16 protein-coding genes and 1 riboswitch are annotated in these 26,002 nt (G+C 72.0%); of the genes, 9 read left to right on the top strand and 7 right to left on the bottom strand.

The features are described 5' to 3' along the window. Nucleotides 1-55: 55 nt before the first annotated feature. From ACIBLC_RS39730 to ACIBLC_RS39720, 3 genes are all read left to right on the top strand, one after another. Nucleotides 56-1,219 carry a PP2C family protein-serine/threonine phosphatase gene (locus ACIBLC_RS39730; protein WP_399216368.1) on the top strand — a complete coding sequence of 388 codons (1,164 nt, stop codon included), beginning with the start codon at nucleotides 56-58 and terminating at the stop codon, nucleotides 1,217-1,219. A 213-nt stretch (nucleotides 1,220-1,432) separates the two neighbouring features. Beyond that, nucleotides 1,433-1,590, top strand: a riboswitch (cyclic di-AMP (ydaO/yuaA leader). Nucleotides 1,591-1,601: 11 nt separating this feature from the next. Continuing rightward, the gene (locus ACIBLC_RS39725) at nucleotides 1,602-2,630 is read left to right on the top strand and encodes a M23 family metallopeptidase (protein ID WP_399216367.1); all 1,029 of its coding nucleotides are present in this window, start codon (nucleotides 1,602-1,604) and stop codon (nucleotides 2,628-2,630) included. A 136-nt stretch (nucleotides 2,631-2,766) separates the two neighbouring features. After that, on the top strand, nucleotides 2,767-3,711 hold the full coding sequence (locus tag ACIBLC_RS39720; RefSeq protein WP_399216366.1) for an aldo/keto reductase: 945 nt from the start codon (nucleotides 2,767-2,769) through the stop codon (nucleotides 3,709-3,711). Nucleotides 3,712-3,744: 33 nt separating this feature from the next. Here ACIBLC_RS39720 and ACIBLC_RS39715 read toward each other — a convergent pair whose 3' ends face one another. The 4 genes from ACIBLC_RS39715 to ACIBLC_RS39700 form a co-directional block, all read right to left on the bottom strand. Beyond that, complete coding sequence (locus ACIBLC_RS39715) at nucleotides 3,745-5,103, bottom strand: PrsW family intramembrane metalloprotease (protein ID WP_399216365.1); 1,359 nt, start codon at nucleotides 5,101-5,103, stop codon at nucleotides 3,745-3,747. 67 nt (nucleotides 5,104-5,170) lie between these two features. Next, complete coding sequence (trmB, locus tag ACIBLC_RS39710; protein WP_399216364.1) at nucleotides 5,171-6,040, bottom strand: tRNA (guanosine(46)-N7)-methyltransferase TrmB; 870 nt, start codon at nucleotides 6,038-6,040, stop codon at nucleotides 5,171-5,173. A 125-nt stretch (nucleotides 6,041-6,165) separates the two neighbouring features. Next, complete coding sequence (lhgO, locus tag ACIBLC_RS39705) at nucleotides 6,166-7,371, bottom strand: L-2-hydroxyglutarate oxidase (protein WP_399216363.1); 1,206 nt, start codon at nucleotides 7,369-7,371, stop codon at nucleotides 6,166-6,168. Between the two features lie 178 nt (nucleotides 7,372-7,549). After that, complete coding sequence (locus tag ACIBLC_RS39700; protein ID WP_399216362.1) at nucleotides 7,550-8,971, bottom strand: MFS transporter; 1,422 nt, start codon at nucleotides 8,969-8,971, stop codon at nucleotides 7,550-7,552. Nucleotides 8,972-9,695: 724 nt separating this feature from the next. Here ACIBLC_RS39700 and ACIBLC_RS39695 point away from each other — a divergent pair. Beyond that, on the top strand, nucleotides 9,696-11,792 hold the full coding sequence (locus tag ACIBLC_RS39695) for an asparagine synthase-related protein (RefSeq protein WP_399216361.1): 2,097 nt from the start codon (nucleotides 9,696-9,698) through the stop codon (nucleotides 11,790-11,792). Nucleotides 11,793-12,292: 500 nt separating this feature from the next. Continuing rightward, nucleotides 12,293-15,895 (top strand): AfsR/SARP family transcriptional regulator, encoded by a 3,603-nt coding sequence (locus tag ACIBLC_RS39690; RefSeq protein ID WP_399216360.1) that lies wholly within the window; start codon nucleotides 12,293-12,295, stop codon nucleotides 15,893-15,895. Nucleotides 15,896-16,032: 137 nt separating this feature from the next. Here ACIBLC_RS39690 and ACIBLC_RS39685 read toward each other — a convergent pair whose 3' ends face one another. Both ACIBLC_RS39685 and ACIBLC_RS39680 read right to left on the bottom strand, forming a co-directional pair. Continuing rightward, nucleotides 16,033-18,081, bottom strand: coding sequence for a sigma-70 family RNA polymerase sigma factor (locus tag ACIBLC_RS39685; RefSeq protein ID WP_399216359.1), 2,049 nt, complete (start codon nucleotides 18,079-18,081; stop codon nucleotides 16,033-16,035). 314 nt (nucleotides 18,082-18,395) lie between these two features. Beyond that, nucleotides 18,396-19,163, bottom strand: a complete 768-nt coding sequence (locus ACIBLC_RS39680; protein WP_399216358.1) for a TetR/AcrR family transcriptional regulator — start codon at nucleotides 19,161-19,163, stop codon at nucleotides 18,396-18,398. A 375-nt stretch (nucleotides 19,164-19,538) separates the two neighbouring features. Between ACIBLC_RS39680 and ACIBLC_RS39675 the strand changes: the two genes are divergently transcribed. The 3 genes from ACIBLC_RS39675 (at nucleotide 19,539) to ACIBLC_RS39665 (ending at nucleotide 23,648) form a co-directional block, all read left to right on the top strand. Then, nucleotides 19,539-20,915, top strand: a complete 1,377-nt coding sequence (locus ACIBLC_RS39675) for an NAD(P)/FAD-dependent oxidoreductase (protein WP_399216382.1) — start codon at nucleotides 19,539-19,541, stop codon at nucleotides 20,913-20,915. A 123-nt stretch (nucleotides 20,916-21,038) separates the two neighbouring features. Further along, a complete protein-coding gene (locus tag ACIBLC_RS39670) occupies nucleotides 21,039-22,691 on the top strand; it encodes a SpoIIE family protein phosphatase (RefSeq protein ID WP_399216357.1) in 1,653 nt (550 codons plus the stop codon). A 141-nt stretch (nucleotides 22,692-22,832) separates the two neighbouring features. After that, the gene (locus ACIBLC_RS39665; RefSeq protein WP_399216356.1) at nucleotides 22,833-23,648 is read left to right on the top strand and encodes a class I SAM-dependent methyltransferase; all 816 of its coding nucleotides are present in this window, start codon (nucleotides 22,833-22,835) and stop codon (nucleotides 23,646-23,648) included. Between the two features lie 58 nt (nucleotides 23,649-23,706). Here the strand turns inward: ACIBLC_RS39665 and ACIBLC_RS39660 are convergent, their stop codons facing one another. After that, nucleotides 23,707-24,978 carry an MFS transporter gene (locus ACIBLC_RS39660; RefSeq protein WP_399216355.1) on the bottom strand — a complete coding sequence of 424 codons (1,272 nt, stop codon included), beginning with the start codon at nucleotides 24,976-24,978 and terminating at the stop codon, nucleotides 23,707-23,709. Between the two features lie 156 nt (nucleotides 24,979-25,134). Here ACIBLC_RS39660 and ACIBLC_RS39655 point away from each other — a divergent pair, with 156 nt between their 5' ends. Beyond that, the gene (locus tag ACIBLC_RS39655; RefSeq protein WP_399216354.1) at nucleotides 25,135-25,683 is read left to right on the top strand and encodes a MarR family winged helix-turn-helix transcriptional regulator; all 549 of its coding nucleotides are present in this window, start codon (nucleotides 25,135-25,137) and stop codon (nucleotides 25,681-25,683) included. The last annotated feature ends 319 nt before the right edge of the window (nucleotides 25,684-26,002 follow it).

Raw genomic sequence — 26,002 nt, 5'->3', positions numbered from 1 at the left:
GCCCGGTCGGCCCACACCGGTCGCCCCCCGGCCCCGCTCCGGGAAATCTGGACGGGTGCGGCAGCAAGCAGGTGCGCGGCGGCCGGGGGACCCGCCCGGACCGGCGGGAGAGGACCGGCGCGGGATCTCCGGCACGCGAAGGTTCGTCCGGGTGCTCCCCGCGCTGCTCATCGTCGCCGGGGCCGTGTACGAGTACTTCACGCCGAGGGACTTCACCGGCGGCCCTCTCCTCACGGCGGCCCCGCTCGTGGCGGCGGCCCTCTACACGCTGCGCGGCACCGTGCTCACCGGTGTCGGCGCCGTCGTCGTGCTGGTCGCGTTCCACATCAGGCTCGGCGTCGCCCTGCTCGCGGAGGCGGTCACCGAGACGATCACGGTGGCCACGGCCGCCGTTCTGGCCGCCCTCATCAACGTCGTGGTCCGCCGCGGCAACGCACGGCTCGCCTCCGTCCGCGAGATCGCCGAGGCCGCCCAGCGAGCCGTCCTGCCGCAGCCCGAACGCCGGATCGGCGGGCTCGACATCGCGGCGCGGTACGAGGCGGCGCAGGAGGACGCGTTCATCGGCGGTGACCTGTACGCGGTGCAGGACTCCCCGTACGGGGTACGCCTGGTCGTGGGCGACGTACGGGGGAAGGGCATGGGCGCGGTGGCCGTCGTCGCCGTCGTCATCGGGGCGTTCCGGGAGGCCGCCGAGCAGGAGGCGACGCTGGAAGCGGTCGCGGGGCGTCTGGAGCGGGCGCTGGCGCGCGAGAGCGTCCGGCGTGACGGCCTCGAGATCCTCGAGGGGTTCACCACGGCCGTGCTGGCGGAGATCCCGCACGGCGAGGAGACCGTGCGGATCGTCAACCGGGGCCATCCCCCGCCGCTGCTCCTGCACGCCGACGGCACGCTCGTCGCGCTCGACGCCGGGGAGCCCGCACTGCCGCTGGGAATGGGCGAGTTGGGCGTCCGGACCGACCGCGCACGGGAGACGGTGTTCCCGCTGGAGGCCACGCTGCTCGTCCACACCGACGGGCTGTCCGAGGCCCGCGACGAACGCGGGCGCTTCTACGACCCCGCGGCGCGCCTCGCGGGACGGACCTTCCCCGCGCCCGAAGCGCTGCTGACCACCCTCGCCGAGGACGTCCGCCGGCACTCCGGCGGCGGCACGACGGACGACATGGCGCTGCTCGCCGTACGGCGCCGAGGAGCCGACGACCCCCTCGGTCACCAGGGGTGATCAAGTGACGCCCCTCCGCGCATCAACTGACATGCCGTCAGGGCCGGTGTGACGAAGAGATGTGACCAACTCGCCCGTTTAACTCCGGTGATGACCTGAAAGTCCTGGCCGGAAGCGTTAACGATCAATCAGAACAGCTTGGAATCCGGGGCCCGCGTCTATTAACGTTCGATAACGCAGCGCGGTCGTCCCAGCCGTCACGAGAGACGGCTCCGTGCGCACGCGCCTAATCCCGAAAGGGAGCCGGGGAACCACCAACTTGGGGTGAATCGAGCGTCTTTCGCGGTGGAGACACCGCGGGTTGACGCGCGTAGGAGACCTTCCTGCTCCGAACCCGTCAGCTAACCCGGTAGGCGAGAAGGAAGGAAAGGAGCACGCCCACGTGGCGTCCAACGGGCCTGCCCAGGCACCCTCGTATCCGCCGAGCGGAACGCACACCTTCGGTTTCGGCGCAGAGGACGAGGGCCCCCGGGAGGAATGGAATCCCACCGCGGAATCCCTCCTTCCCATCCGCGGCCGGCACCGCGTCTCCAAGCAGCGTGGAGGCGGCGGACTCGCGCGCAGTTCCACCGTTCTGGGCGTCGGTGTCATAGCCGCCGTCGGCGCGGGCGGCATGGCCACCGCGGCGCCCGGCAAGCCGCCGGTCTCGATCTCGCTGCCCGACCTGCCGTCCGTGGGCACGATCCTCTCCGACGACAGTTCCCCCGAGCCCACGGGCTCCATCACCCCGCTCACCAGCGCCGGTCTGACCACGGCCGACACCGAGCAGGGCGCCACGGACGCCGGCGAGGTGCTGCGCGCCCGCATCATGCAGCAGGCCGAGGTCCAGCAGGACCAGGCCGACACCGCGGCCCAGCAGGCCGCCCAGGTCGCCGCCGTGAAGAAGGCCTCCGACGCCGCCAAGAAGGCGGAGGACGCGGCGAAGGCCAAGGCCGCCGCGGCGAAGAAGAAGGCGGAGGAAGAGGCGGAGGCGAAGGCCGAGGCCGCGCGTCTCGCCGAGCTCGCCAAGAGCTACACGCTGCCGACCTCCTCGTACACCCTCACCTCGACCTTCGGTCAGGCCGGCGCGCTGTGGTCCTCCGGCTACCACACCGGCCTGGACTTCGCGGCGCCCACGGGCACGCTGATCAAGGCGGTCCACAGCGGCACCATCACCGCGGCCGGCTGGGACGGGTCGTACGGCTACAAGACGGTGCTCACGCTCGACGACGGAACCGAGCTCTGGTTCGCCCACCAGTCGTCGATCAGTGTCAGCGTCGGGCAGAAGGTCGCCACCGGCGATGTCATCGGGCGCGTGGGCGCGACCGGCAACGTCACCGGCGCGCATCTGCACCTCGAGGTGCACCCCGGCGGCGCCGGGACCGGCATCGACCCGCTGGCGTGGCTGCAGAGCAAGGGGCTCACCCCCTGAGGCGGAGCCAGGGGCTCACTCCCTGAGGCGTACGTTCTCCGATCCCCGGCGGCTTCGACGGCAACCCCCCGACGTCAGGGCTGCCGGTCAGGCGTGTCTGGAATACGGCTGTCCGCCGGGGATGTTGAAGTCGGGCATGACTTCTCTTCGCAAGCTCGGCTCGTCCGACCTCGAGGTCTTCCCGCTCGCCCTCGGCGGCAACGTGTTCGGCTGGACCGCCGACGAGGCCCAGTCCTTCGCCGTGCTCGACGCGTACACGGCCGCGGGCGGCAACTTCCTCGACACCGCCGACTCGTACTCCGCGTGGATCGAGGGCAACCACGGCGGCGAGTCCGAGACCATCATCGGCAGGTGGCTGAAGGCGCGCGGCAACCGCTCCGACCTCGTGATCGCCACCAAGGTCAGCCAGCACCCCGAGTACCCGGGGCTGTCAGCCGCCAACATCAGGGCCGCCGCCGACGCGTCCCTGCGCCGCCTGGGCACCGACTACATCGACCTGTACTTCACGCACTACGACAAGACCGAGGTGCCGGTCGAGGAGATCATCGGCGCGCTCGACGAACTGGTGACGGCGGGCAAGGTGCGCTACATCGCCGCGTCCAACATCACACCCGAGCGGCTCCAGGAGTCCCTGGACCTCTCCGACCGCGAGGGGCTCGCCCGCTACGTCGCCCTCCAGCCGCACTACAACCTGGTCTCGCGCGACACCTACGAGGGCCCGCTGTACGACATCGCCTCCCGCTCGGGCCTGGCGGCCGTCCCGTACTACGCCCTGGCCTCCGGTTTCCTCACCGGCAAGTACCGCCCGGGCAGGACGGTCGACTCCCCGCGTGCGGCGGGCGCCGCGAAGCACCTGGAGACCGAGCGGGGCCCGCGCGTGCTGGCCGCCCTCGACGAGGCCGCGCAGGCCCACGACGTCCCGGTCGCCACGGTCGCCCTGGCCTGGCTCGCCGCCCAGCCGACGGTCGCCGCCCCGATCTCCTCGGCGCGGACCGTGGAACAGCTCCCGGCGCTGCTGGGCGTGGCGGACCTCGTCCTCACGGACGCGGAGCTGCGGCGGCTGACGGAGGCGTCGGCCTGACCACTCGCTGAGGCGCTACGGAAGCTACGGAAGCTACGGGCGGTACGGGTTGTACGTGGGGTACGGCGCCGTGGCTCCGTAGGGCTGTCGGTAGGGCTCGCCGTACGGCTGCGCGTATCCGTACGCGGGGTACGCGGGCCACGGCGCCGGGACCACGGGCACCACCGGGACCGGCGCCGTAGCCTGCGCCGCGTACCCCAGGGCCGGGCGGGCGACCTCCCGGCGGCTCCACAGCTCGTGGAGCAACTCCCGCTCCCGTACGGCGAAGTCGGCGCCCGCGCGGCCGTCGCGCCCTCGGTGCCGCAGGAACGCCAGCGAGGTCGCGTACGCCTCGTACTCGGCGACGGAGCGGGCGGCGGGCCTGCCGAAGCGGCGGGCGGCGTACTGGCGGGCGATCCGGCGGGCCCGCATCGAGCCGAGCACATACGGCTCGGGCAGGGACAGCCAGCCCGCGGCGGCGTACGCGGGCAACTCCGCGCGCACGGTGCGCAGTTCCCGCTGCCGGGTCCGGACGGCCAGCCAGGTCAGCAGTGCGAACGCGGGGACCATGAGGGTCGCGTACACCGCGAAGAAGCCGAACTCCCCGAAGGTCGACGAGCCGTTCCACATGGCGTGCATGCCCATGGCGAGGAGGAGCCCGGCCAGCGGCAGCAGGACGCGGCGTATGTGGTGGCGTTCGGCGGACAGGGCCGCGATGCCGAAGCCGATGCCGGTCAGGACCGTGAACAGCGGGTGCGCGAAGGGTGACATCACCACGCGGACGAAGAAGGTGGCGGCGGTGACGGACAGGAACCCGTGGTCGCCGTTGAGCTGGTCGGTGCCGAAGGCGGTGCCCAGGTAGAGGATGTTCTCGGTGAAGGCGAAGCCGGTGGCGGTGACCCCGGCTATCACGACCCCGTCGACGATCCCGGTGAAGTCCCGCCTGCGGAAGAGGAAGACCAGCAGCACGGCCGCCGCTTTCGCCGACTCCTCCACGACGGGCGCTATGACGGTCGCGCCGAGGGTGTCGGCGTTGGTGGGGTCGGCGGTCGCGGTGGCTATCCATCTCGTCGCGAAACTGTTGGCGACGATCGCGATGAGCGCGGCCGCGCACGCGCCCCAGGCGAAGGCGAACAGCAGATTCCGCCAGGGGCCGGGATCGACGCGGTCCAGCCAGCGGAACACGGCGACGAGCAGCGGGACGGGGAGCACGGCGAGGCCGAGGCCGACCAGGAAGCCCTCGGTGCCGGTCTGTTCGCGGACGAGGGCCAGGATCACCAGCCCGGAGATCGCGAGCAGGGTGACCAGCGCGCCGTATCCCACCCACTTTCGCCGCCACCAGTGCGCGCGCCGCCGCGGAGCACCGTCGGCGGGGCCGACGGGGTGCTTCGGGTACGGGGGGCTGGTGGCCACGGCATCGACCCTAACGAGGGAGGGGCGCCGCCCGCGACGGTGTGCTGTCAGGTGCCGTCCTCGGACGTCAGTCGCCGACGGGTTGCTGGTCCTGCTGGTCCTGTCGCTTCTGGTCCCGGTGCTGGTGTTCTCCGTGTGGGGGTACGCGCCGGAACAGCAGGTCGTTCACGACATGACCCTTGTCCAGTCCCTGGCCCTCGAAACGAGTCAGCGGCCGGAAGTCCGGACGTGGCGCGTAACCGCCGTCGGCCCGGGTGTTCTCGAAGTCCGGGTGCGCGCTCAGCACTTCGAGCATCTGTTCGGCGTACGGTTCCCAGTCGGTCGCGCAGTGCAGGAGGGCGCCCGGCGCGAGACGGGCCGCGGCGAGGCCGAGGAACTCCGGCTGGATCAGCCGACGCTTGTGGTGCCGCTTCTTGGGCCAGGGGTCCGGGAAGTACACGCGCAGGCCACTCAGCGAGTCCGGCGTGAGCATCTCCCTGAGCAGGATGATCGCGTCGCCGTTGGCCACCCGGATGTTGGACAGCCCGTCCCGGTCCGCGAGATTGAGCAGGTTGCCCTGGCCGGGTGTGTGCACGTCCACGGCCAGAATCCCGGTCTCCGGGTCCTCCGCCGCCATCTGCGCGGTCGCCTCACCCATCCCGAACCCGATCTCCAGCACGACGGGACGCTCGCCGCCGAACAGTTCCGCGAGGTCCAGCGTGCGCTGTCCGTCGATGTCCAGCCCCCACTTGGGCCACAACCGCTCCAAGGCGTCCGCCTGCCCGGCCGTCACCCGGCTCCGCCGCGGCTGGAAACTCCGGATCCGCCGCTCGAAGTGCGACCCGGCGGGATCGGGTTTCGGCCCGTCGGGGAAACGGGGCTCGCCCTTGGCGCGGAGCGCGGGGACGGAGCCGGACCGGCGGGCTTCGGGTGCGGGGGAGTCATGGAAGTCAGACACAGTGGGGCCGATTTTAGAGTCTTCCAGCCCGTCCGGCGTTTGAGGACGAGCGCGAAGCGCGAAGGGGGGTCTGGGGGCGCAGCCCCCAGGTACGGGACGGGAAGGGGCGGAGGGGGCGAAAAACCTCACGCCCCCGCCAGCGCCGCCAACGCCCTCCGGGCAACCTCCCGCCCGATCGGCAGCGAAGCCGTCGCCGCAGGCGAAGGCGCGTTCAGCACATGCACCGTCCGCGGCGCCTCCCGGATGAGGAAGTCGTCCACCAGGGTCCCGTCCCGGAGAACCGCCTGCGCCCGAACCCCCGCGCGGGCGGGCACCAGGTCCTCCGGAGTCACCGCGGGCAGCAGCCGCCGCACCGCCGCCGTGAACGCCCGCTTGGACACCGACCGCCGCAGCTCACCCGCCCCGTACCGCCAGTGCCGCCGCGCTGTCCGCCAGCTGCCGGGCCACGCCAGCGTCGCGGCCAGCTCCAGCGGACGTACGACACCCCACCCGTACCCCTCACGGGCGAGCGCCGGCACCGCGTTCGGCCCGACGTGCACGCCTCCGTCGATGCCCCGGGTGAGATGCACCCCGAGGAAGGGGAACGCCGGGTCGGGCACGGGATAGACCAGTCCGTGGACGAGCTCGGGCCGCGCCAGCGTGTAGTACTCGCCGCGGAAGGGCACGATCCGCATCCCCGGATCGTCCCCCGCGAGCCGGGCGATCTCGTCGCAGCGCAGCCCCGCGCAGTTGACCAGCACACGCCCGCGGACGACCGTCCCGTCGGCCGTGCGGACGGCGGCGCCGAGCGCGGGGCGGCGGTCGACGCGGACCACCTCCGCCCCGTAGCGGATCTCCGCCCCGGAGGACTCCGCGAGTTGCCGGGCCACCGCGACGAAGTCGCAGACGCCGGTCGTGCCGACCTGGATCGCGGCGAGACCGCGCACCTCGGGCTCGACCTCCGCTATCTGGGCGGGTCCCAGCTCCCGGACCGGAATGCCGTTCTCCCGGCCGCGCTGGACCAGGCCGTGCAACCGGGGCAGCTCGGACTTCTCGGTGGCGACGATCAGCTTGCCGGTGACGGCGTGCGCGATGTCGTACTCCGAGCAGAACTTGACCATCTCGGCGGCGCCCCGCACCGCGTACCTCGCCTTGAGGGAACCCGGGCGGTAGTAGATCCCGCTGTGGATCACCCCGCTGTTGCGCCCCGTCTGATGGCGGGCCGGCGCCCGCTCCTTCTCCAGCACCGTCACCCGGGTGCCCGGCGCGGCGCGCGTGATCGCGTACGCCGTCGACAGCCCGACGATCCCGCCGCCGATCACCAGCACATCGCAGTCGTACCCGGTCCGCACCCGCACCACCTCCCGGCTTCAAGAGTGCACTGCGCCACTGACAATGCCTTCAAACCCCGGAAGCGGGCTGTGCCCCGTAGGGGCGCGGGGAACTGCGCGACCGGCCACAGGTCACCCGTACCCGGAAGGCAGGACCGGCCGGGCAGGACCGGTCAGGCCGACGCGGAGGGACCCGGGGCTAGGCGGGAGCCATCAGCAGCGGCCTTGCGCGCTCCCGCAGTTCCACCACGCGCGGTTCGTCGCCGTACGGCTCCAGCCGGTGCAGGAGGTCCTTCACGTACTCCGTGGTGCGCGCGGAGGAGATCCGCCCGGCGACCTCCACCGCCCGGACGCCCTGCTCGCAGGCCGCGTCCAGGTTGCCCGACTCCAGCTCGGCGACGGCCGACACCACCAGCCGCAGACCGTGGGAACGTACGAACTCCTCGGTCGGCTGCGACAGCGCCTGCTCGGTGAAGCGGCGCACCTGGCGCGGCGCCTTCAGGTCGCGGTAGCACTCGGCGGCGTCGGCGGCGAAACGGTCGTACGAGTAGAAGCCGAGCCAGGAGGGATCGTTGTCACCGTCGCGGGCCCGCTCCAGCCAGCCCTCCGCGGCCCGCAGGGCGGCCCCCGCGGCATGGGCGTCACCGGCGCGCGCGTGCGCGCGTGCCTCGACGAGCCGGAAGAAGCTCATGTTGCGGGCCGTGGCGAGGCCGCGGTTGCGCTCCAGGGCGGCCTGGGCGAGGTCCACGCCCTCGTCGCCGAAGCCGCGGTAGGTCGCCTGGAGGGACATGGAGGCCAGCACGTAGCCCCCGAGGGGGACGTCGGCGGCCGCCCGGGCCAGGCGCAGGGCCTGGATGTAGTAGCGCTGGGCGGCTTCCTGCTGGCCGGTGTCGAAGGCCATCCACCCGGCGAGGCGGGTGAGTTCGGCCGAGGCCCCGAAGAGGGCCCTCCCGACCTCGTCGGAGTACGAGCCGAGCAGCAGCGGCGCCGCCTCCACCCGCAGGCACTCGGGCACCATGGACGAACGCCAGTCGCCGCCTCCGTACTTGGAGTCCCAGCGCCTGGCGTCCTCGGCTGCCTCGCGCAGCTTCAGCACATCACTGTGGCCGACTTTCTGCGGTGCTCCGGAGCCCTCGCCGGGGCTCACCTCGCGCGCCACCGAACTGTCGGCCGGGGTTATCAGCCACCGCGAGGCGGGTGTCGCGTAAGCGCTCACTGCGAACGATCCGGCCAGTGACTGCCAGATACCGCCGCCGGCCCGGCGCCCGGCCAGGTCGAGCCGGTACAGCTCCGTGGCCGACCGCACCGCCTGTCCGACGTCACGCGGGAACGCCAGGCCGACCTCCGGCGCGGGATCCGCGTCCGCCAGGCCGATCTCGTGGAGCGGCACGGGGCGGCCGAGTTTCTGGCCGATCGCGGCCGCGATGAGGTGCGGCGCCGCACCCTGGGGCACCATTCCCTTCGACACCCAGCGCGCCACCGACGTCTTGTCGTAGCGAAGAGTCAACCCGCGTTGAGCGCCAAGATCGTTGACGCGACGCGCGAGTCCTGCGTTGCTGATTCCCGCGAGGGCGAGAACGGTGCCGAGTTTTTCGTTCGGCCCGCGTTGCTCCCTGGACATGCGCCACCCCTCGACACAGACGGCTGCCGCGCTGGCATAACCACCCGGCATTCGTAAACCCAGCGTAGTTCGCCGCATCCCAAGCGTTAAGGGGCGTAGTTCCGGATGGCGGGATTGTGGTCCGTACGACAGTACGGACGGTTGCGGTGTGCTCCCGTTGTGTGGCCGTGCGCCCGTCCGTGCGCTCTTCTCCGGCCACTTGGGGAGCGCTTCGATGGATGATGCGTGGGTCGGCCCGCTGTACTGGATCCAGTGGGCTGGGGGACACCGCCGCCTACATCCCCGCGGGCGGCGGACCGGTCCGGGAGGCGAACTCCGCCTCCCGGACTGTGCGTTGGCCGAGCAGTGCGGAAGGCATGTACGGAGCGTGTGCGGACCTGACCGGCAAAAGCCGATTTGGCCGAAAACCGACGGTGGTCTTTGCGGGCAAATACCGCTCCTACCACGTCACTTGAGGGCGCGCGGGGTGTTTTTGGGGAGTGTATCGGGGGCGCATTCAGGTCGCGGATTTGTTGGTGGTTCGTTATCGGTCCCTCGCCGGTCGGCGGCCCGTCTGTCGCCGGTCCGTGGCTCTTCCGTCTCCGGATGATCTCCATATGTGCCTACGGGGGCGCACTTCAGGGAGCGCATAGCGCCCCAGGTGCCCTCCCGTGTGCCTCCTTCGTGGCAGCATGGTGCCCAGTTCGTGCGGTGCACTGGTTGTCCACAGCCTGTGGAGGCGGCGATGCGATGGTTGGTGGGGTGGAGCAGCACCGTCGCCAGAGCGCCTGAGATCGGCTCGGCGGGTGCCACGGGCAGCGACGGCGAGACCGTTCACCCGGTGGGTTCCCAACTCCTCTGGGGCGACCCCGATCCGCTCTGGGCGGTCGGCGACTGGCGCCCCGACGAGGTGCGCGTCGTCAAGGCCGACGAACAGAACCGGATGGCCGTACTGGGCACCTGCGGAGCCTCCGACGAAGAGCTGCGGGTGGGACTGTTCGCCGCGCGCGGCGGGGCACTTCGCCATCTCACCGCCTGGCCCGGCAGCTACACCGCCGTCGTCCAGGTCGGCCGCCGGCTCATGGTCGCGGGCGACCTCGCGGGCGCGCGGCCCGTTTTCTACACCCCCTGGGCGGGCGGTACGGCGTACTCGACCGCCGCCCTGCCCCTCGCCGACCTCATCGAGGCCAACCTCGACTTCGGGCACCTCGCGGCGCTGCTCGCCGCGCCCGACGTACCTGCCGCGGTGCACGACTCGACCCCGTACGACGGCGTACGGCGCATTCCGCCGGGACATGCGCTGATCCTGCGCGCCGGGGCGCGTGAGATCGCCGGCTACGAGCAGGTCGCCTCCCTCGCCGTCGCCGCGCCCACCGCCGATCCCGCCAGCGCGGTGGACGCCGTGCGCGACGCCCTCGTGGAGGCCGTACGCACCCGTCTCGCCGCGCCCCGGCACGTGCCGGGGACCGACGCGGACCCCGGGCCCGTACCCGGCATGGGGCCCGCCGAGCGGCGGGCCGCCCGCGGGATGCCCGTCCCGGGGATCGGCGCCGACCTCTCCGGAGGGCCCGCCTCCGGAACGCTGGCACTGCTCGCGGCGGGGCTTCCCGGGGCGCCCGGGACCGTCCTGGGGCACGGCACGGGCGCCGGTGAGCGTCTCCTGGCGGTCACTTTCAACGACCTCGCCGTCGGCGGGCGGGAGTCCGAGCTGGAGCGGGCGGGCTCCCTGGCCGCGAATCCCCGGCTCCACCATGTGGTGGTCACCGGGGGCGAGGAGACGCTTCCGTACGCCGACCTGGAGGGGCCGCTCACCGACGAGCCGGGGCCGTCGCTGGTCACCGCCGCCCGGCATCGGGTGCGGCTGGCCTCGGGAAGCGCGGACCACTTCACCGGGTACGGCGCCCGGCAGGTCCTGGACGCCCACCCGGCCCGGCTCGCGGACCTCCTGATGGACCGCAAACGCCGGCACCTGGTGAAGCCCGTCGCGGCGCTGGCCAAGGCGGACGGGTCCGTCATGGTCCCCGCGCGCGTGTACGGCGCGGCGCGCAAGCTCGCCCGTACGCCGTACCGCAGCGGAGTCGACGTGCTCGCCGACCGGCTGATGCAGCGGCGGTTCGAGGAGCCGGGCGGTGCGGTGGGGGCGTCACTCGCGGCGCTCACCTGGGCGAGGCCCGGGCCCGCAGCGCGCTGGCTGACCGGTGAGGCGCTCGCTGAAGTATCGGTTCGCCTGCAGGCCGCGTCGGGGCGGCCCGGTGTCGGCCCCGGGCAGCGGCCCGGTGACTTCCGCGCGCGTGCCGCTCTCGCGCGGCACGCGGCGGATCTGCGCGTCCTGGAGCAGGCCGCCGAGATCCGCTTCCAGCGGCTGCACGCGCCGTTCCTCGACAACCAGGTCGTCCGCGCCTGCCGTGCCCTTCCGGAGGCGCTGCGGGTGCAGCCCGGTGCGCGTGCGGCGATTCTCCGTACGGTCCTCGAGGGGGCCGGGGTGGCGGATCTGCCGGCCGGGTGGGGGGCGCCGTCGCACGCGTCCTCGACGGCGGCCGCGCGTACGGGGCTGCGGGTTGCCGCGGATTCCCTGATCGGCCTCTTCGACACGCCCCTGCTGGCGCAGGCGGGGCTGGTGGAGGCGCGGGTCGTCCGCAAGGCCCTGCGGGCGGCGGCGGAGGGGGAACCGCTGCCCCTGGACGGGCTGGCCGATCTCGTCTCCGTAGAGCTGTGGTTGCGACGGTTGCTGGGCCGGCGCGGGACGTGCTGGACGGGGACGCCTGCTCGGCAGCGGGCGGTGCCTGCGGGGATTGTGCCTCAGGGGCGGGCGTTGGGGGCGGGGGCGGCTCGGCGGGGGTAGGTGCGGGTCCCCTGGCGGGCCGGGTGGCTGCCGCCGGTGTCCGGGTTCGGGTTGTGGGTGGGTCGGGGCCGGGGGCCGGTACATCCGCCCGTCGCCGCCGGATCAGACGTCGGGCGAGCATGGGGACCGTCCGGTGACGCGAACGTACGCGACGGGCATGTGATGTACCGGCCCCCGGCCCCTCCCGCAGGTGGGCATCGACCGGGCTGTGTGGTGGTTGGGGTCGGAGTGGTGTTGCTGGCCCGGATCGCCGTCGGCCTCTTTCAACCCGCCCGGCGCCTGAGCACAAGGCGCTGGCGCTCACCCACCTACTCGGGGAGGTGACCCGTCCTGCGTTTGAGGACGAGCTCTTTGGGTGTTGGGGGGTTTGGGGGCGGAGCCCTCAAGGTCGGGATGGGTAGGGGCGGAGGGGGCGAGGAAAAGTCTGCCTGTGCAGCGTGGGGTGGGGCTCGCCGGAGAAAGGCGGTGCTCGCGGGGGCGGGGGCGGTGAGAATGGGTGGGTGCGGTACGGGATTCTGGGGATCACCCAGGTGGAGGACGACCGGGGAGCCCTGATCGCTGTGGGCGGCCCCCGGGTACGCGCGCTGCTCGCGGCACTGGCCCAGCACCCCGACCGTACGGTCGCGCCGGAGACGCTGATCGACGAGGTGTGGGCGGCCGAGCCCCCACAGGACGCCCCCGCCGCGTTGCAGGCTTTGGTCGGCCGCCTGCGCCGGGCGATCGGGAAGGACACGGTTGCCTCGGAGGCGGGCGGCTACCGTCTGCGGGCCGCCAAGGACGACGTGGACCTGTTCGTCTTCGAGCGGCTCGTGAGAGAGGGCAGGTCCGCGCTCGCGTGCGACGACGCCGTGAGCGCCGCCACCCACCTGCGCGACGCGCTCGCCCTCTGGCGCGGGCCGGCCCTCGCGGACCTTCCCGACCGCAGCGCCGCGATCCGCCCGGAAGCCCTGCGCGTGGAGGCGACCCGGACCCGTGTCGAGGCCGACCTGCGACTCGGCCGCGCCGACGACGTCGTACCGGAACTGAGAGAGCTGACCGAGGCCCACCCGTACGACGAGGCGCTGCACGCCCTGCTCATCCGCGCCCTGCGCGACGCCGGTCGTGGTGCGGACGCTCTTGTCGCCTACGAGAGAACCAGGCGCGGTCTGATGGACGGGCTGGGCACAGACCCCGGCCCGGAACTGCGCTCGCTGTACGAGGAGTTGTTGGGTGGAGAGGGGGGTGGGGAGAGGGATGGGGAGGGGTGGCCGTCCAGGGTCGGTGCGGGTTCGAAGACTCAGGGGGCGGCGGCTGCTCAGAAGTTGACCGCTCGTGAGCCGATGGCTAGTGCCGGTCGGGGGGCGACGCCTGGTGGGGCGACGGTTCGCGGGGCGGGGCAGAATTCGGCCGTCGGGTCGGACTTTTCCCGTGGTGCCCGGAACGGCAATATTCGTCCGCGTCTGAACTCTTTCGTGGGGCGGGAACCCGAAATCGGTGCCATCCGTTCGGATGTGCAGAGGACACGACTGGTCACTCTGACCGGGCCGGGAGGTTCGGGCAAGACCCGCCTCGCCGAGGAAGCCGCCGCCGGGCTTCCCCAGGCGTGGCTGGTCGCGCTCGCTCCGCTCGACCGGCCGGAGGCGGTTCCCGGCGCCGTGGTCAGTGCCCTCGGTCTGCGCGAAACCGTGCTGATCACCAACGAGATGGCAGGACCGCAGGACGACCCGGTCGCCCTGCTCGTCGAGTACTGCGCCTCGCGCAGCCAGCTCCTGATCTTTGACAACTGCGAACACGTCATAGACGCCGCGGCCGAACTCGCCGAAACCCTCCTGACGCACTGCCCCGGGCTCACGATCCTCGCCACCAGCCGTGAACCCCTGGGCGTGCCCGGCGAGTTGGTGCGCCCGGTCGAGCCCTTGCCGCCCGACCCGGCGCGCCGTCTCTTCCTGGAGCGGGCGTCGGTCGTCCGTCCCGACGCGGATGTCGCCCTCCACGACTCCGCGGCGGTGGACGAGATCTGCCGACGGCTCGACGGTCTGCCCCTGGCCATCGAGTTGGCCGCCGCGCGGCTGCGGCTGCTCACGGCCCGGCAGATCGCCGACCGCCTCGACGACCGCTTCCGGCTCCTCACCTCCGGAAGCCGCACGGTGCTGCCCCGCCAGCAGACCCTGCGCGCCGTCGTCGACTGGTCGTGGGACCTGCTCGACGAACGGGAGCGGACCGTGCTGCGCGAGGCGTCCGTCTTCGCGGGCGGCTGGGACCTGGCGGCCGCCGAGGCCGTGTGCACCGGTCCCGCCGCCGAACTCGTCGGGGCACTCGTCGACAAGTCCCTGATCGTCGCGACACCGTACGAGGGCTGCGGCGACGAGAGTGACGAGGGCATTCGCGCGGGCCAGGCAGGCCAGGCAGGTCACGCAGGCCAGGTAAGCGAGGTGAGTGGGGAGAGCCACGGGCGCGTCGGCGTCGGCGGCGGTATGCGCTATCGCATGTTGGAGACGATCCACGAGTACGCCACCGAGCGGGCCGCCGAGGTGCCCGAGCTGCGGGCCGGGGCCGAGCGGCGGCATCGCGCGTGGGTGCGGGCGCTGGTCGAGGAGGCCGAGCCGCGGCTGCGTTCCGCCGAGCAACTGCCCTGGATCCGGCGCCTGGAGACCGAGCTGGACAACATCCGGGCGGCCACCTACCGCGCCGTCGTCCTCCGTGACGAGGAGGAGGCCGGCGCCCTCGTCCTCGCCATGGGCTGGTTCTGGTGGCTGCGCAACTTCCGCCACGAGGGCGGGGAATGGACGGGCCTGGTGCTGCGGCTGTGCGCGGTCACCGACGCCGGTCCGTCCACCGTCGGGGAGGACGGCTGGGCGGGTGCCTCTCACGAGCCGGGGCAGGGCGACCCCCTGGCCTATCTGGCCGACGTCGACCCGGTCGCGGCCTACCTCGAAACCTCCGCGTCCCCCGATGACCGCGACGAACGGCATCCGCTGTACGGCATGCGGATGAGGCTGCGCATGCTGGACCTCTTCATGAAGGTGGAGACCGACCCGCTCGCCGGACAGGAGGACGGGCCGATGCGGGAGTACATCGGGCGCGTTCGGTCCGTCTTCGAGAAGGGTGGACCGGAGGCCGCGTCCATTCCGGGCGTCATCTGGCCGCTGGCCGCCTACTTCATGGGCAGCACGGAGGACCTGCGCCCCGCCATGGACGCGGCGGTCGCCAACTGCCGTGAGTACGGCGGCGAGTGGGAGATCGGCCTGCTCCTGATGTTCCGTACGCACATGGTCGTCGACGCCCCGGGCGGCATGCAGGGCGTGGACGACGACCTCGCGGAGCTGCGCGTGCTCAGCCTCCGGGTGGGGGACCGCTGGATGCGGGCTCAGGTGTGCGGTGCGGCCGGTGAGGCGGCCCTGGCGCGCAGCCTCTTCGACGAGGCGAAGGAGGAGTTCGAGGAGTCGCTGCGACTCGCCTACGAGGTCGGCGCGTATGCCGAGGCGCCCTTCCTCCTGGCGCGGCTCGGTGAGATCGCGTACCGCGTGGGTGAGCGGGGCCGGGCGCTGGCGGCTCTGGACGAGGCGAGTGCCGCGTCCGATCTGTACGGGGTGCCGGACGCCCGGGCGTTCGTCCATCTGCTGCGTGCCCAGTTGGCCCTGGACGACGGGGAGTTCGCCCACGCCCGTGAGCTGCACGGGCAGGCAGTCGTGGCGAGTGCCCTCGGTACTCCGCCCCCGCAGTTCGTGGCGGCGCTTGACTGGGTCGACGCGCTCATCACGGCCGCCGAGTCCGGCCCGGAGCACGGTCTGCGGAAGCTGTCCGACGCCCTGCTGGCGGCGGTGGCCGGACGCTGCGCCGATGTGGTGCTGGCGGGCCTCATCGACGGCATCGCCGGCCTGCTCTCGGGGCTGGGCGACCACCGGCGCGCGGCCCGCCTGCTCGCCGTCGGTACGCGGTGGCGTCGCGGCCATCCCCGCCCCGCGCAGGAGCTTGCCGTGGCCGAGCGCACGGAGGCCGCCGCGATCGCCGCCCTCGGCCTCGTCGACTACGAGTCCGAGCGCGTCACGGGCACGGACCTCACCAGGGACGACGCCCTGGGGGACATGGCCGAGGCACTGAAGGAGCACCCCGCCGACGCGTAGTGGCATCGCTCGGGCGCGCGTCGGCCAACCCGTGGACGCGCCGCTCGGGCGAGTACCCCCGCCGACGCGTAGCCGCGCCACTCGGGCGAGGGCCCCGCCGGCTCACGTTCGCGCGCGGGCCGTACGCGCTCACGTGCTCACTCGCACTGGAACTTCGACTCCGCCCAGTCCGCCAGGGCCGTCGAGTCGAAGGCGGAGTGGGGTTCGACGACGAGGCGGATGGTCTCGCGGCCGGTGAGGTTCACGTGGACGGGGATGGCCTGGTCGCCGCCCTCGACCAGTGGCGACTGCCACATGCGGGAGCCGTCGGCGTACACGGAGAAGCGCACCTTCCCCAGGCCCAGCGTCATGTCGTCGACGCCGACCACCGCGTCGTACGCCGAGCAGCTGCGGTTGAGGTCGATGGTGACGGAGGACCTGCCGTGGACGGTCACTCCGTGCGTGTACCGCTTGTCGGCGATCGACACTCCGTAGCGCTGCCACACCCAACTGCTCTCGCCGAGCCGCATCTCGGGCTCGGTGCCGTCGCCGGTGACGCCGTATTTCAGCTCGCTCCACTGGTAGACGACCGGCGCTGGCGGAGGCGGCGGTGTCGGGGTGGGAGTCGGTGTCGGAGTAGGGGTCGGCCTGGGCTTGGGCTTCGGCTTCGCCGGGGTGGGCGTCGGCTTGGGCGTGGGGGTGGGTTTCGGGGTGGGCTCGGGCTTCGTCGGGGTGGGGGTCGGTGTGGGAGCCGGGTCGGGTGCCAACGCGGGTGGCCTGGGCGCGCGGGCCTTCTTCGGCGGCTTGGGCGACGGCAGTGGTACCTCGGCGGCGGGCGAGGCGGCCGGCTTGGCCTCGGGCTTCTCGGGCGGGACCTCGTTGCCCGCCAGGGCGAGCGCCAACGCCGCCGCGGCCACCGCGACGACACCCGCGGCGATACCGGCCTTGACCGGTGCGCCGAGCCCCTCCGAGGCGGCCGCGCCGCCACCCGCGCTCGCGCCGCCGGAGCCGCCGCCCGCGGCGGAGGCCGCACCCGCCGCTCCGGCCGCGCCGACGCCGGTCCCGCCGGCGATGAGCGCGGCGGCCTTCGCGTACCCGGCGGCACCGAACCAGCCGATGACCGCGACCGGCACGATCGCCGGGATCCCGTTGGCGACTTCCTTGATCTGGCCCGCCGCCAGGCGGCACTTGACGCACTCCTCCAGGTGCTTGCGCAGCCCGCGTTCGGCGCGAGTACGCAGCCCGCCGCGGGCGTAGGCGCCGAGTCGGTCGGCGTAGCGCGCGCACTCCTCGTCCATGGTGAGCGTGGCGCTCACATGCGCCTGGAGATAGGCCTGCTTGAGACCCTCGCGGGCGCGACTGGCAAGCACCCGGGTGCCGTTGGCGTCGAGACCGAAGAGCGTGGCGACATCGCTCGGCGACTCGTCCTCGACCTCCGTGTGCCACAGCACGGCCTGCCAGCGCTCCGGCAGCGACCGGAAGGCCTGCATCGCCATGGACTGTTCGGCCTCGTGCATCGCGCGCACATCCGCGCCGAGGTCGAGCGTGTCGTCGTCGGACACCTCGGAGCCGCGCGCGGCCTGCGCGGCGAACACCGCGAAGTCGTCGACCAGTTGCTCGCGCTTGGCCGTCTTCGTCCAGCCCGCGGCGACCCGGCGGACGGTGGTGAGCAGATACGCGCGTACGGCGTGCTCGGGACCGCTGCCGCCGCGTACGGCCTGGAGCATGCGGGCGAACACCTCGGCCGTGAGGTCGTCCGCGGTGTGCGCGTCCCGGCAGCAGGTGCGGGCGTACCGGCGCACGGCCTCGGCATGGCGCCGGTACAGCCCCTCGTACGCCGTGTCGTCGCCCGCGCGCATCCGCTCGATCAGATCGGCGTCGGACGGCGGGGAATCGAGCGGAGGAGGCAGGACACTGCCGTTGTCCCGCCGGTCGAACCGGTCGCGCTGCGGCGGAACGCTGGGGTCGGGCCCGGCGCCGGAGGGCCCGGCGCCGGAAGGCGCGGCACCAGGAGCGCCGCCCTGATGCCCGCCCTGGCTGGGTACCTGCGGGGACGCCTGATCGGGTACCTGCTGATCGGGTACCTGCGAGGTCGACTGACCGGGTACCGCCTGGCCGGGTACCTGTGGGGACGGCAGCCCGCCGGTTTCCGTGCCGCCGTCCGCGCCACCCTCACCGGGTGACTCGTCCCGCCCGTCAACGCTCATCGCGGAAAGCCCCCGCCTGCACACTTGGACCCGAATACCGGGCAAGACTGCCACAGGCTTCAGAGGCACGACGTCCCCGTACGGACCAACCACTCGTCCGTGGGGACTTCCCAAACGACAGCACTAGTCGTCACTCGTTTGGGGAATAGTCAATGTGCCTCTCCCGGTGGGGAGTTGGCGCCGCGCCTGAAATGCCCGGAGCGTGACCGGAGAGCCGGAGAGCCGGAGAGCCGGAGAGCCGGAGAGCCGGAGAGCGGGTGCCGCGGTGACGCGGCACCCGCTCTCCGGTCAGGGCCCGGTGTGCGTGGAGAAGCTCACGACGGGCGTGAGCGCAGACCCTCCAGCAGGATGTCGAGCAGCCGGGCCGAAGCGGCTGCCTGCTGCGCCGCGTCCGGCAGCGAGGGCGCCGCCGTCGCGATCACCAGCAGTACGTCCGCCACGGTCACGTCCGCCCGCAGCTCGCCCGCCGCACGCGCCCGCTCCACCAGCCGTCCGACCACCTCGAGCAGTTGTGCAGCCCCGGCGTCGTCCGCAGCCGCGACCAGTACCTCCTCCGCGGGTACTGACCGCTGCTCGACGAGCCGGAGCTCGGGAGCGAGTTGGGACCGCTGCTGCGGTACCCGTGTGTCGTCGGTCTCCGTGCCGTCCTCCGCGACGCCGACCCGCAGCACCTGCGGCGGCAGCAGCCGCCCGGCGCCCGAGGCCACCGACGTGCGCAGGAAGCGCGAGAGCGCCGACCACGGCTCGTCCTCCTGCCCGAGCGCGGAGCGTGCCTGCTCCGTCAGCCGGGAGGTCTCCTCCTCGGCTATCCGGCGGACCAGGACGTCCTTGCTCGGAAAGCGCCGGTACACCGTGCCGACACCGACCCGGGCGCGCCGCGCCACGTCCTCCATCGGCGCGCCGTATCCCAGCTCGCCGAAGACCTCGCGCGCCGCGCGCAGTACGTGCTCCAGATTGCGCTGTGCGTCCACGCGTAGCGGTGTCGTACGCGATCCCTTGCTGGGACCGCGGCCGTCACCGCCCGCTGTAGTCCCGGCCATGCCACCGGACGCGGTGGTCCAATGAGATTCCTGAATGTGCATAAGCGTTCCCCCGGTAATGACGTCTCCCCCCGGAGACTCTCCCCGCCTTCGGCAGTCGGAGCGAGCGGAACAGGCTTGTGTGCACGAGCCCGTCGTACGGACTCGTCTAGCGCATCCCCCTACACCCCGTCGACACACGAACATAGTTGAGAGGGGGTCAATTCAGAAGGGGCAGGTTCCGCACGGAGCGCCCCCCGATCGGAGTACGGGTCGTATACGTCCCGGTTAGGTCCCCTCTCCCTACCCCCTGCACCCCGACTGACCTGCGCGTCTTCCTTGAATTGCGGCAATTCGACGGCCCCCGTGCGTTGACGGCGGCTGGTCACACAAATTGTCGGGGCTGTGGACAAACTCCAGAGCTCGGTGCGTCATGGGGTGGTGAAGGAACGTACGCGCATTCTCATGGTCGGCGGCGGCTACGTCGGGATGTACACCGCTCTGCGTCTCCAACAGAAGTTGAAGGCCGAACTTAAACGGGGGGAAGTCGAGATCACGGTCCTCTCACCGGACCCCTATATGACTTATCAGCCGTTTCTTCCGGAGGCCGCCGCGGGCTCGATCTCGCCGCGCCATGTGGTCGTCCCGCTCCGCCGGGTCCTGGACCGGTGCAGGATCGTCATCGGCGAGGCCCAGTCGATCGACCACGCCAAGCGCACCGTGACCCTCACGACCCTCGCCACCCAGGAAGAGGGCGCGGGCGCCGAACACCTCTCGTACGACGAACTCGTCCTCGCGCCCGGCTCGATCTCGCGCACCCTCCCGATCCCCGGTCTCGCCGAGTACGGCATCGGCTTCAAGACCGTCGAGGAGGCCATCGGCCTGCGCAACCACGTCATCGAGCAGATGGACATCGCCTCCTCCACCCGCGACCCCGCGATCCGCGACGCGGCCCTGACCTTCGTCTTCGTAGGAGGCGGTTACGCGGGAGTGGAGGCACTCGGCGAGCTGGAGGACATGGCCCGCTACACCGCGCGCTACTACCACAACATCCAGCCCGAGGACATGAAGTGGATCCTCGTGGAGGCCTCGGACCGCATCCTCCCCGAGGTCGGCGAGGAGATGGGCAAGTACACGGTCACCGAGCTGCGCCGCCGCAACATCGACGTACGCCTCAAGACCCGCCTCGACTCCTGCACCGACCGGATCGCCGTCCTCAGCGACGGCGCCCGCTTCCCGACCCGCACGGTCGTGTGGACCGCAGGGGTGAAACCGCACCCGATCCTCGCCGCGAGCGACCTCCCCCTGAACGAACGCGGCCGCCTCAGGTGCACCCCCCGGCTGACCGTCGACGGCGTCACGCACGCGTGGGCCGCGGGAGACGCCGCCGCCGTCCCCGACGTCACCGGGAAACCCGGCACCGAGACGGCCCCCAACGCCCAGCACGCGGTACGCCAGGCCAGGGTCCTGGGCGACAACATCGCGCACTCCCTGCGCGGCGAGGAGCTCGAGACGTACTCCCACAAGTACGTCGGCTCGGTCGCGTCCCTGGGGCTGCACAAAGGTGTCGCGCACGTCTACGGGCGCAAGCTGAAGGGCTATCCTGCCTGGTTCATGCACCGCGTCTACCACCTGAGCAGGGTGCCCACCTTCAACCGCAAGGCCCGTGTGCTCGCCGAATGGACTCTGTCGGGGCTCTTCAAGAGGGAGATCGTGTCCCTCGGCTCGCTCGAACATCCCCGCGCGGAGTTCGAACTCGCGGCCGGTGGAAAGCCTCCTCTCGACCCGAACCTCGGCCCCAAGGGGTCGTCCTGACCGGACCCAGGAACTCCACCGGCCGGGCCCGCGTCTGACGGATGTCGGTCCGGTCGGCCAGACTGGTCCACGACTTGGGCGGGCCCACCGCTCGCCCTTCTAACCCACGAGGCCTTCCCCACAGTGAACTTCACGCGCTGGAGCGCCCGGCTCCCCGGAACGCAACGCCGCACCGCGGCGCGGACCGAGCACACGGTCTCCCCGGACCGGCGAGCGGAAGGCGCCCCCGTGCCGGCGGCCCGCGCCGAGCGGCCGGCCGACGACGCGCCGCCCGTGCCCGCCGTCGACGAACTGCCCGTACGCGACGTCCTGGACCGCGTCCCGGCCCTCGTCGCCCTCGTCCACGGCCCCGAACACCGCCTCGCGTACGTCAACGACTCCTACACGGCGGCCTTCGGCGTACGACCGCTCGGGGAGCCCGCCTGCGACGCGCTCCCCGAGCTGGACGAGCTCGGCCTGCTCCCGCTCCTGGACCAGGTCCTGCGCAGCGCCAAGTCCCGTACGGTCAAGTCCCGCAAGACGTCCGACGGCCGCTCGTACACCTTCACCTGCACCCCCGTGGACACCTCACCGGAGGGCCAGGGCGGCGGCGTACTGATCTTCGCGACCGACGTCACCGACCACGCCGAGGCCGCCGAGCGGCTGCGCGCCAGCGAGCGCAGCCAGCGCGAGACCGCCGTCACCCTCCAGCGCTCCCTGCTCCCGCAGGAGCTGGAGGAGCCCGACGACCTGCGCATCGCGGCCACCTACCAGCCCGGCGGCACGGAGGCCGCGGTCGGCGGCGACTGGTACGACGTGATCACCCTCGGCGGCGGCCGCACCGCGCTCGTCATCGGCGACGTCATGGGCCGCGGTGTCCGCGCCGCGGCGGTCATGGGCCAGCTGCGCACCGCCGTACGCGCGTACGCCCGCCTCGACCTGCCCCCGCACGAGGTGCTGCAACTTCTCGACGGCCTCGCCACGGAGATCGACGCCAACCAGATCGCCACCTGCGTGTACGCCGTCCACGACCCCAACGAGGGGCGGCTGATCTACGCCTCCGCCGGCCATCTGCCGATCCTCGTCCGGGACGAGAGCGGCGCCGTGGTGCGCGCCGACGAACCCACCGGCCCGCCGCTCGGCACCGGCGGGTGGCTGCACACCTCCGGCTCGGTCCCGCTCGGCCCCGGTTCGACGGCGGTCCTCTACACCGACGGCCTCGTGGAGCGCCGCGACGAGGACCTCGACGAGGGAATCGCCTCCCTGGAGCGGGCCCTCTCCGGTGCCACCGGCACCCCCCAGGTCGTCTGCGACCGGCTGGTCCGCTCGTTGGGCGTCACCGCCGACCACGACGACGACGTCGCCGTCCTGGTCCTCCAGCACCCCGCCCGTACGGGCCCGGACGCCGACCTCTTCCGCAACGCCGCCCTGGAGCTGCTCGGCGGCGTGGAAGCGGCTCCACGCGCGCGTGCCTTCGCCTCCGGGGTCCTGACGAGCTGGCGCTTCCCCGCCGAGCTGCACGACCTCGGCGTCCTGGCGACCAGCGAACTCGTCGCCAACTCCCTCCAGCACGGCACCCCGCCGATGCGCCTGCGCCTGCGCCGTACCGACCGCCGCCTGATCATCGAGGTGACGGACGGCGACGACCACCTGCCGCGCCGGCGCGTCGCCGACCCGGCCGACGAGGCCGGACGGGGCATCGCCATCGTCGCCACGATCGCCTCCGGCTGGGGGGCGCGCCGCACCCCGGGCGGCGGTAAGGCGGTGTGGTGCGAGTTCGCGCTGCCGCGGACCTGAGGACCGGCCTCCCGAGCCGGAACCCCAGGTGCACGGAACCCACGAACACGGAACCCAGGAACGTGGAGGCCCAGGAACACAGGGAGTCCACCCCCGCGCGCCACCTAGCCCCGCGCCCCACCCGGTGCTATTAGCTCATCCATGGCAGACGAAACGGGCTTTCAGCTCAGCGGCAGCGCGCCGGAGCGTTACGAGCAGTACGTCGCGCCGATCATGGCGCCCTTCGTCACGGCGATCCTGGACGCCGCGGACCTGTCGCCCGGCGCCACGGTCCTCGACCTCGCCTGCGGCACCGGCTTCGTGGCCCGCGCGGCAGCCGCCCGGGTCGGCCCCACCGGCCGCGTCTCGGGCGCCGACATCAACGAGGGCATGCTCAGGGTCGCCAAGGCACGCGCGCCCGGCATGTACCCGGACATCGAGTTCACGACGGCCTCCGCGGACGAACTCCCGCACCAGGACGCCAGCTTCGACGCCGTCGTCTGCCAACAGGGAGTCCAGTTCTTCCCCGACCTGCCCGCCGCCCTCGCGGAGACGGCCCGTGTCACCCGCCCCCAGGGCCGCTTCGCGGCCACCGCCTGGGCGGACCGGAAGCTCAACCCGTACTTCGTCGCCCAGTACGCCGCGGTCAGGGAGTACGTGGGCCCAGAAGTCGAACAGAGCTACGAAGCCGCCTTCTCCGGCACCCCCGACCGCCTCACCACACTCCTTGGCGAGGCCGGCTTCCACGAGGTCACCGTCCACCAGGTCACCTTCGGCATCGCCCTCCCGCCCCTCGCCGACTACGGGGCGGCCCAGCTCTCCTCGGTGCCCTGGGGCCAGGCGATCATCGACAACGGCGGCCACGAAGCCCTCGCACAGGCAGGCCGCGCGATCCACGCCCACCTCAAGGACCACACCGCCCCCGACGGCAGTGCGACCCTCCCCTTCACGGCCAACCTGGTGACAGGCGTCCGCTGACGAAAAGCGAAAACGGCCGCCACCACTGAGAGAAGTGGTGGCGGCCGTCGTACGTCCGTCAGGCCTCGGCACCCACCGGCGCCGCCGTCGCCCCGCCCTGCGCGACCACCCGGCTCCGCGCGAGCGACGGCTGGTTCTGTACGGGCGTGAGCTGCCGTCCCAGCCGTATCGCGAGGAAGGTGATGCCCAGCGAGAACAGCAGGAACGTCACGACGTACGGCCCGTGCAGCGAGGCCCCCATCGGACCGCCCACCGCCGGACCGATCGCCAGGGCGAGCTGCTTCACCAGGGCGAAGGCCGAGTTGTACTGCCCCGCCAGGCCGGCCGGTGCCAGATCGGCGACCAGCGGCGCGACGGTCGGCGACAACATCGCCTCACCGAGCCCGAAGAGGGCGTACGTCGAGACGAACGCGGCGGTGGCCATGGTCTGGCTGCCGTGCCCGAGGCCCGCGTAACCGGCCGCCAGCCACGCGACGGCCCAGATGAGCCCCACTGCGGCGATCACCCGCGACCGCTTCCGGCGCTCCACGAACTTGAGCACCGCGAACTGCGCGACCACGATCATCGCGGTGTTCGCCGCCATCGCCGTGCCGAGTGCCGAGGTCGAGATCCCGGCCGCCTCCACGCCGTACGCCGACAGCCCCGACTCGAACTGCCCGTAGCAGGCGAAGAACAGCACGAAGCCCAGCACGGACAGCTGCACCATGGCCCGGTTGCCGAGCAGCTGCTTCCAGCTGCCGCCCTTTGCCCGCGGCGCCCCCTCTACCTGCGGCGCGTGCGGCAGCCGGACGGTCGACATGATCACGACCAGCAGCAGGAACATCGCCGCCTCGATCGAGAACAGCAGCGTGAACGAGCTGGCGCGTGAAGTGTCGACGATGTGACCGCCGATGAGCCCTCCGACACCGAGTCCCAGGTTCTGCAGGAAGAACTGCGTCGCGAACGCGCGGGACCGGGTCTCCGCCGACGAGCAGTCCACGATCATAGTGGCCAGCGCCGGCTGCATCACGGCCTGCCCGGCACCGAGGGCGGCCGCCGACAGCACCACGGTCGTCGCACTGTTCGCGAGACCGAGGCTCAGCGCGCCGAGCGATGCCGTGACCAGGGCGACCAGCAGGACCGGCAGCGGGCCGCGCCGGACGATGGCCCGCCCGGCGAACGGCAGTACGACGAGAGCGGCCACGGCGAAGACGGCGAGCACGATGCCCGCCGTCATGGAGCCGAGTCCCCGCACCTGCGCCACATAGACGTAGAGGAAGGGGACGGTAAAGCCGAGCCCGAACGCACTGAGTGCGTTGCCCACGTGGATCCGGCGCATCGCTGCGCCCATCGCCCTGGTCACTTTTCACCTGCCCTGGTCGCGAGGTCCCCAGAGCGCATGCCAGTGCATGAGTGCAAGACTGAAGACTTCGAAGCTAAAGTTAGGATCTAAACAATACACATCGAAGGACTTCAACGCCAAGCAGGCCCGTGCGATACTTCGGCCATGGGCGACACCCCCGGCGTCAGCGAGCCGACACTCGACGAACAGATCGCTGCCTACCAGCGCGAATTCCGGGATCTCGACCCCCAGGTCGAGAAGATCGTCTCCGCCCTCTCCCGCCTCAACCGGCGGATGAGCGTCGCCTACGGCCGTCAGACCGCCGCGCTCGGCATCAGCAACGCCGACTGGGAGGTCCTCAAGGCCCTGGTCCTCGCCGGTACCCCCTACCGCATGGGCCCGAGCGACCTCGCCAAGCGCCTGGGACTGACTCCGGCCGCGATGACCCACCGCATCGACCGCATGGTCGCCGAGGGGCTGGTCACCAGGGACCGCGACGAGTCGAACCGCGTGCGCGTGATCGTGGAGCTCACCGACGAGGGCCGCGAGAAGTGGCTGGAGGCCATGCGCCTGGCGTCGGGCTTCGAGGAGGACCTGCTCCAGGACCTCTCCGCCGATGAGCGCGGGGTCCTCGGCGAGGCCCTGACCCGTCTCCTCCGTCGCGTGGAGCACGCCCAGCCGGACGCCGGCGGTCGGCTCACCGACCTCGATTAAAGATCTTGACAGGGAGGGTTGACACCCCCCTGTCGGACACGTAAGGTTCTTCGAGTTGCCACGGAGCCGTAACGGTTCTTCGACAGCACCTCCGCCGCAAAAGCGGCACCCAAACCATCAGCACGATCTCCCATCGGGGTTGAATTCGGCGTGCTCGAATTCAATTCGATTTGGGCTTGGCGGTCCGATTAGGAACTGCCGAGAGGATCCGCTAAAGTCTGGGACGTCGGAACGGCCGAAGGGCCGGGAAGACAAGCCCCGCTGACTGGGAATCAGGCCCGAAAGGATCTGGTAGAGTCGGAACCGCCGGAAAGGGAAA

It is taken from the genome of Streptomyces sp. NPDC050535 (assembly GCF_044457665.1).
Classification (GTDB): domain Bacteria; phylum Actinomycetota; class Actinomycetes; order Streptomycetales; family Streptomycetaceae; genus Streptomyces.
This window is presented reverse-complemented; position numbering and strand designations above follow the sequence as displayed.

What these genes read in the sequence shown, in the direction of transcription:
- ACIBLC_RS39695 (WP_399216361.1), top strand. Translation starts at nt 9,696, where the DNA reads ATGCGATGGTTGGTGGGGTGGAGCAGCACCGTCGCCAGAGCGCCTGAG.
- ACIBLC_RS39720 (WP_399216366.1), top strand. Translation starts at nt 2,767, where the DNA reads ATGACTTCTCTTCGCAAGCTCGGCTCGTCCGACCTCGAGGTCTTCCCG.
- ACIBLC_RS39685 (WP_399216359.1), bottom strand. Translation starts at nt 18,081, where the DNA reads ATGAGCGTTGACGGGCGGGACGAGTCACCCGGTGAGGGTGGCGCGGAC.
- ACIBLC_RS39660 (WP_399216355.1), bottom strand. Translation starts at nt 24,978, where the DNA reads ATGGGCGCAGCGATGCGCCGGATCCACGTGGGCAACGCACTCAGTGCG.
- ACIBLC_RS39700 (WP_399216362.1), bottom strand. Translation starts at nt 8,971, where the DNA reads ATGTCCAGGGAGCAACGCGGGCCGAACGAAAAACTCGGCACCGTTCTC.
- ACIBLC_RS39680 (WP_399216358.1), bottom strand. Translation starts at nt 19,163, where the DNA reads ATGCACATTCAGGAATCTCATTGGACCACCGCGTCCGGTGGCATGGCC.
- ACIBLC_RS39655 (WP_399216354.1), top strand. Translation starts at nt 25,135, where the DNA reads ATGGGCGACACCCCCGGCGTCAGCGAGCCGACACTCGACGAACAGATC.
- ACIBLC_RS39665 (WP_399216356.1), top strand. Translation starts at nt 22,833, where the DNA reads ATGGCAGACGAAACGGGCTTTCAGCTCAGCGGCAGCGCGCCGGAGCGT.